This is a genomic window from Flavobacterium myungsuense (assembly GCF_042677265.1).
In the GTDB taxonomy this organism is placed as follows: domain Bacteria; phylum Bacteroidota; class Bacteroidia; order Flavobacteriales; family Flavobacteriaceae; genus Flavobacterium; species Flavobacterium myungsuense.
Window position 1 is genome coordinate 282,632 of record NZ_JBHTIZ010000026.1, and the last position, 6,223, is coordinate 288,854.

At 30.3% G+C, this 6,223-nt stretch carries 8 protein-coding genes; 7 read left to right on the forward strand and 1 reads right to left on the reverse strand.

Annotation, left to right across the window (positions count from 1 at the left end):
• Positions 1-109: 109 nt before the first annotated feature.
• From ACFQ0S_RS11470 to ACFQ0S_RS11500, 7 genes are all read left to right on the forward strand, one after another.
• Complete coding sequence (locus ACFQ0S_RS11470; RefSeq protein WP_379757884.1) at positions 110-1,324, forward strand: aminotransferase class V-fold PLP-dependent enzyme; 1,215 nt, start codon at positions 110-112, stop codon at positions 1,322-1,324.
• Between the two features lie 10 nt (positions 1,325-1,334).
• On the forward strand, positions 1,335-1,769 hold the full coding sequence (locus tag ACFQ0S_RS11475; RefSeq protein WP_379757887.1) for a hypothetical protein: 435 nt from the start codon (positions 1,335-1,337) through the stop codon (positions 1,767-1,769).
• Entirely contained in the window at positions 1,769-2,191 is a 423-nt protein-coding gene (locus ACFQ0S_RS11480) for a SufE family protein (RefSeq protein WP_379757889.1), read from the forward strand. Before ACFQ0S_RS11475 ends, ACFQ0S_RS11480 begins: the two co-directional genes overlap by 1 nt.
• A 31-nt stretch (positions 2,192-2,222) precedes the next feature.
• Entirely contained in the window at positions 2,223-2,636 is a 414-nt protein-coding gene (locus ACFQ0S_RS11485; RefSeq protein WP_379757892.1) for a GxxExxY protein, read from the forward strand.
• Between the two features lie 120 nt (positions 2,637-2,756).
• Complete coding sequence (locus ACFQ0S_RS11490; protein WP_379757895.1) at positions 2,757-3,080, forward strand: SUF system Fe-S cluster assembly protein; 324 nt, start codon at positions 2,757-2,759, stop codon at positions 3,078-3,080.
• Positions 3,081-3,095: 15 nt separating this feature from the next.
• The gene (locus tag ACFQ0S_RS11495; RefSeq protein WP_379757898.1) at positions 3,096-3,605 is read left to right on the forward strand and encodes a DUF2480 family protein; all 510 of its coding nucleotides are present in this window, start codon (positions 3,096-3,098) and stop codon (positions 3,603-3,605) included.
• Positions 3,606-3,682: 77 nt separating this feature from the next.
• Positions 3,683-4,609, forward strand: coding sequence for a DUF3078 domain-containing protein (locus tag ACFQ0S_RS11500; RefSeq protein ID WP_379757900.1), 927 nt, complete (start codon positions 3,683-3,685; stop codon positions 4,607-4,609).
• 60 nt (positions 4,610-4,669) lie between these two features.
• Here the strand turns inward: ACFQ0S_RS11500 and hflX are convergent, their stop codons facing one another.
• Positions 4,670-5,896 carry a GTPase HflX gene (hflX, locus tag ACFQ0S_RS11505; RefSeq protein ID WP_379757903.1) on the reverse strand — a complete coding sequence of 409 codons (1,227 nt, stop codon included), beginning with the start codon at positions 5,894-5,896 and terminating at the stop codon, positions 4,670-4,672.
• Positions 5,897-6,223 lie beyond the last annotated feature (327 nt).

Here is a 6,223-nt window from a genome sequence, read left to right on the forward strand (position 1 = left end):
ATTATTTTTATAGTAAATGTAAAAATTTAAACTAATTATTAACAAGTGTTTGGTAAATATAGCATCGTATTTTATTACTTTTGTATTTAGAAAAATTCTAAATAAAGAAATGTTAGATATACATAAAATAAGAACTGATTTTCCTATACTTACACAAAAGGTAAACGGAAAGCCTTTAGTTTATTTTGATAATGGGGCTACATCACAAAAACCACAAGTGGTAATTGATGCAATTTCTAATTATTATAAAGAAATAAATGCTAATATTCATCGCGGGGTACATACGTTAAGCCAACTGGCAACCGATGCTTATGAAGCTTCTAGATATAAAATCCAAAATCATATTAATGCTAAGTTTTCTCACGAAGTAATTTTTACTTCTGGAACCACACATGGTATTAATTTAGTTGCTAATGGTTTTGCTTCTATTTTAAAACTTGGAGATGAGGTTTTGGTTTCAGCTATGGAGCATCACAGTAATATTGTGCCTTGGCAAATGCTGTGCGAAAAAACAGGAGCTATTTTAAAAGTAATTCCAATGAATGATAAAGGCGAATTGATTTTATCAGAATTTGATAAACTGCTTTCAGAAAAAACTAAAATAGTGACCGTGAATCATATTTCGAATGCTTTGGGGACTATTAATCCTATTAAATACATCATAAATAAAGCGCATGAAATTGGAGCGGCAGTGTTTATTGATGGAGCTCAAGCCGTGTCTCATCTCAAACCAAATGTTCAGGAATTAGATTGCGATTTTTATGCTTTTTCGGGTCATAAAATGTTTGGGCCAACAGGAACAGGTATTTTATACGGTAAAGAAGCTTGGCTCAACACACTTCCACCCTATCAAGGTGGTGGTGAAATGATTAAAGAAGTTACTTTCGAGAAAACTACTTATGCCGAACTGCCTCATAAATTTGAAGCTGGAACACCCAATATTGCTGATGGAATTGCTTTAGGAACCGCAGTTGATTATATAAATTCGATAGGAATAGAAAATATTCAAGAGCAAGAAAAAGAATTGTTAGAGTACGGAACCAAAAGATTATTAGAAATTGAAGGGTTGAAAATTTTTGGAACTGCAGAGGCAAAAACTTCAGTAATTTCGTTTAATATAGAGGGTATTCATCCGTATGATATTGGTACAATTATTGACAAGTTAGGAATAGCAGTCCGAACAGGACATCATTGTGCGCAACCCGTTATGAATTTCTTTCAAATTCCTGGAACGATAAGAGCAAGTTTTGCTTTTTATAACACCAAAGAGGAAATAGATATTATGGTTGAAGCCATAAAAAAAGCGAAATTAATGTTATCTTAACAACTGTAATATGAAACTATTGTCTTTATTTTTCTTGACTATTTTTTTAGGAAAAGGCTGTGATGCTCAAAAACAGCAGGATTTACAAACTACTGTTATCGAGTATGTCGCTAATACTAGAGGGTTTTATAAAAAAATAACGGTGCAAAATCAAACGGTTTTAGTATCTAAAGATAGAAAGGGTAACGACAAACCAGTTCAGATTAAAATTTCTGATTCGGATTGGAAGAAACTAATTGCTGATTTTCAAGAAATAAATTTAGATGAGGTGCCAAATTTAAAAGCGCCTTCTGAGAAACGATTTTATGACGGGGCAGCTATAGCTAATTTGAAAATTATACATAAAGATAAAACATATGAGTCAACCAATTTTGATCATGGAAACCCTCCAGCCGAGATTAAAAAATTGGTTGTTCTAATAAATGAATTGGATAAAGAAAAGTAATGAAAATAAAAGAAATACAAGACGAAATTGTCGATGAGTTTTCGATGTTTGATGATTGGATGCAGCGTTATGAATACATCATCGAATTAGGAAAAAACCTGCCTTTAATAAAAGAAGAATTCAAAACAGACGACAATATCATTAAAGGATGTCAATCAAAAGTTTGGCTCAAAGGAGAACAAAATGACGATAAAATTATTTTTACTGCCGATAGCGATGCTATTTTAACAAAAGGGATTATTGCCATTTTGATTCGAACTTTTTCAAACCAAAAAGCAATGGATATTCTTGAAGCCGACATGAGTTTTATTGACGAAATAGGATTAAAAGAACACTTATCGCCAACACGAGCTAATGGCTTAGTATCGATGATAAAAAACATTAAAATGTATGCTTTGGCATTCAATTCAAAAAATAATTAACCATATAAGCCATATAAGTTTTTATTAAGATATGATTTTAACTAGAAGTTATCTAACAGATTTGGTTTATCAAGTTAATGGAGCTGCAATTGAAGTTCATAAAAGAATAGGGCCAGGTCTATTAGAAAATGTTTATCATCAATGTTTAAAAAAAGAATTAGAATTAAGAAAAATAAATTTTATATCTGAACTCCTTATTCCATTAAACTATAAAGGATATGAGTTAGAGTCAAAACTAAGATGTGATTTACTTATAGAAAACATTCTTGTAGTAGAATTAAAATCTGTAACTGAAATAAATCCTATTTTTGAAGCACAATTGCTTACTTATATGAACTTATTAAAGGCTCCAATAGGTTTGTTAATTAATTTTAATGTGAAAAACATTTATTATGAAGGTCAAAAAACAATGGTTAATGAATATTATCGAATACTAGAAGAATAACATTTTAAAACATAAAAGCCATAGAAGTAAATCAATTAAAGAAACTTAAATGAACTTATATTCACTATTTATATCAATTAAAAACCTTATATGACTTATATGGTTTAAAAAATTAAAATTATGGAACAAGTAATAGACACCAACTTATTAGGAGAAGAAATCGTAAAAAAATTAAAAACCATTTACGATCCAGAAATTCCTGTTGATATATATGAATTAGGTTTAATTTATGATGTAATGGTAAATGAAGATTATGAAGTTAAAATCTTGATGACATTAACTTCTCCGAATTGCCCCGTTGCCGAAACCTTACCTCTTGAAGTGGAAGAAAAAATAAAATCGATTGAGCAGGTAAAAGATGCTGATGTTGAGATTACATTTGATCCGCCATGGAGCAAAGATTTAATGAGTGAAGAAGCAAAATTAGAACTTGGAATGCTTTAGATTTCAGATTTAAAAATGGAAGAAATAGTAAATAAAGTAGCGAATTCTGCACTTGAAGTTTTTGATTTAGAAGATTATTATCCAAAAGGGATTCGAACACAAATTGACATAGCGCAATGGTTAACTGAAGGTTTTTTATTGAAAGAAAAAGACTTTCGAGAATCTTTAAAAAATCACGATTGGCATCAATATCAAGACCAATTTGTTGCCATACATTGTTCAACCGATGCAATTCTACCGGCTTGGGCTTCCATTTTAGTTACTATTCAAGTAGCTCCTTTTGCAAAAAAAGTGGTTAATGGAACTTTAGAAGAATTAGATACCGCATTGTATCAGGAAATTTTACCTACTCTTGATTATTCTATTTATCAAGACAAACCAGTTATCATAAAAGGATGTTCTAAAAAACCCGTACCTATTAGCGCCTATGTTTTGGCAGTTCAAAATCTGCAGCCTTTTGCAAGAAGTATTATGTACGGCGAAGCCTGTTCAGCAGTTCCTTTGTATAAGGTTTCTAAAAAATGAATTTAGCATAAATATTCTAAAAATTTAGGTTTTAATTGTTTTACTATATTTACAACTTAATTTTTTAAAATAAAAAAATGAAAAAAATTCTATTATTTGTATTATTCTTAATGTTTGGTTTTGTTCTAAATGCTCAAAACTCAGAGAAGGAATTAATACAGAACACAGAAGCTGCAGTAAAAAAAATAATTGATACTTCAGGAAACGGTTGGAAAAAATTTGGAAATGTTTCTTTTCTTTTTAATCAATCAACTTTTAACAACTGGATAGCTGGAGGAGAAAATAATATTTCCGGAAATTTAGGAATCAATTATGATTTTAACTACAAAAGAAACGATTTAACTTGGGACAATAAAGTATTAGCCTCTTACGGTTTACTTCAAACCAAGAATGCCGATTTTGAGAAAAAAACAGATGACCGTTTCGAATTTAATTCTGTTTTGGGTAAAAAAGCTATTGGAAATTGGTACTATTCACTCTTTTTAAACTTTAGAACACAGTTTACTACAGGGTATATTTATGGTAAAAAAGACGGAGTCGAAATTAGAACCGAGAATACTAATTTTCTTTCTCCGGGATATTTAACTTTTGGTCCAGGTATGTTTTGGAAGAAAAGTGATAAATTGAAATTTAATTTTGCGCCATTAACTTCTAAATTGACATTTGTAGATAAAAAGAATACAACCATTGCAGGTTATGTTGATGGAAGCTATTTTGGGGTAAATGCAGATAAAAGCATGCGTTATGAATTAGGGTTTTATGCATCAGGATATTATAAATTTGATGTTATTACTAATGTTTCTGCTGAAAATACTTTGAATTTATATACAAACTACCTTGAGGACCCACAAAATGTAGATTTAGATTACACTTTAGCCATTGTAATGAAAATTAACAATTACATGTCTACAAATTTTGTGTATCAAACAATTTATGATGACAATGCCTTTAGAGGTTTTCAAACAAGACAAATACTTGGTTTAGGAATAAATTATAAGTTCTAAACGGCTATTTCTATACTTTGTAAAAAAGGTCTTTAACTATAGCTAAAGACCTTTTTTGAGTTAATGTTCATTCTCAATTACATCTTTGTAATCAGGATATAAAAATTTGTTGTACGGAAAACGAGTGATGTGTATTTGTCTTACCGCCTCGTATACGCGCGCCCTAAATTCTTCAATATTTTCTTTATTAATTGCCGAAATAAATAAGGTATTTTCTTCGCCTACATTACTCATCCAGGTTTGTTTCCATTCTTGAAGCGTATAATGCCTTTTTGTTTTTTCGGTTATCAAATCGTCATCGTCAATGGTAAGATGTTTGTATGCATCTATTTTATTAAAAACCATTATAATTGGTTTGTTATTGCTTTTAATATCAACTAATGTTTGATTTACAGAAGCAATATGGTCTTCAAAATCAGGATGAGATAAATCGACAACATGAAGCAATAAATCGGCTTCGCGAACCTCGTCTAGCGTACTTTTGAAAGAATCTACCAGTTGAGTAGGGAGTTTACGAATAAATCCTACTGTGTCTGAAAGCAAAAAAGGTAGATTTTTAATAACTACTTTTCTAACAGTAGTATCTAAAGTGGCAAATAATTTATTTTCAACAAAAACCTCACTTTTGCTAATCACGTTCATTAATGTTGACTTTCCAACATTAGTATATCCTACAAGTGCAACACGAACCATAGCGCCTCTATTGCCCCGTTGAACCGACATCTGCTTGTCGATAACTTTGATTTTATATTTTAATAAAGCAATTCTATCTCGTACAATACGTCTGTCTGTTTCAATTTCTGTTTCTCCAGGACCACGCATCCCTATCCCCCCTTTTTGACGTTCTAAGTGTGTCCACATTCCGGATAGTCGAGGCAATAAATAAATACATTGAGCCAGTTCTACTTGAGTTTTTGCATAAGAAGATTCTGCTCTTTGAGCAAAAATATCAAGTATTAAGTTAGTTCGATCTAATACTTTACAATCTAAAATTTTAGTAATGTTTTTTTGTTGTGAAGGTGATAGTTCATCATCAAAAATCACGGTTGAAATACCGTTTTCTTTAACATAAAGATGAATCTCATCCATTTTTCCAGTTCCCAAAAACGTTTTTGGGTTTGGTCGTTCCATCTTTTGAAAAAAACGCTTGATAACTTCTCCTCCAGCCGTAAACGTAAGAAACTCCAACTCATCGAGATATTCCTTTAATTTATCTTCCGTTTGATTTTGGGTAACAATCCCAACAACAACTGTCTTTTCAAATTTTATAGTTTCTTTTTCTAACATAAGTTTAAATGTACGGCAAATTTAATGAATTGACTATAAACTTAAACTGTAAATGAAAATTAAAACTTTTATGATTATGTAAATATAAATTAGTATTGTAGAGTTAATGTTAAATTCAATATTTATTAATAGTTAAATTTTTATTAAAATCAAAAAACCACTATATTGCATCCCAAATTTTATACCATTTAAAATATAATTAATGATGAGAAAATATTGGAGTGTGATATTTGTTTTATTTTGTTTATCATCAATAAATTTAAATTCTCAAAATTTAATTACCAAAGGAGATTTTGGGACTTTTGATGCTGGTGTGCCTAGTCCAGT

What these genes read in the sequence shown, in the direction of transcription:
- ACFQ0S_RS11470 (WP_379757884.1), top strand. Translation starts at nt 110, where the DNA reads ATGTTAGATATACATAAAATAAGAACTGATTTTCCTATACTTACACAA.
- ACFQ0S_RS11475 (WP_379757887.1), top strand. Translation starts at nt 1,335, where the DNA reads ATGAAACTATTGTCTTTATTTTTCTTGACTATTTTTTTAGGAAAAGGC.
- ACFQ0S_RS11480 (WP_379757889.1), top strand. Translation starts at nt 1,769, where the DNA reads ATGAAAATAAAAGAAATACAAGACGAAATTGTCGATGAGTTTTCGATG.
- ACFQ0S_RS11485 (WP_379757892.1), top strand. Translation starts at nt 2,223, where the DNA reads ATGATTTTAACTAGAAGTTATCTAACAGATTTGGTTTATCAAGTTAAT.
- ACFQ0S_RS11490 (WP_379757895.1), top strand. Translation starts at nt 2,757, where the DNA reads ATGGAACAAGTAATAGACACCAACTTATTAGGAGAAGAAATCGTAAAA.
- ACFQ0S_RS11495 (WP_379757898.1), top strand. Translation starts at nt 3,096, where the DNA reads ATGGAAGAAATAGTAAATAAAGTAGCGAATTCTGCACTTGAAGTTTTT.
- ACFQ0S_RS11500 (WP_379757900.1), top strand. Translation starts at nt 3,683, where the DNA reads ATGAAAAAAATTCTATTATTTGTATTATTCTTAATGTTTGGTTTTGTT.
- hflX (WP_379757903.1), bottom strand. Translation starts at nt 5,896, where the DNA reads ATGTTAGAAAAAGAAACTATAAAATTTGAAAAGACAGTTGTTGTTGGG.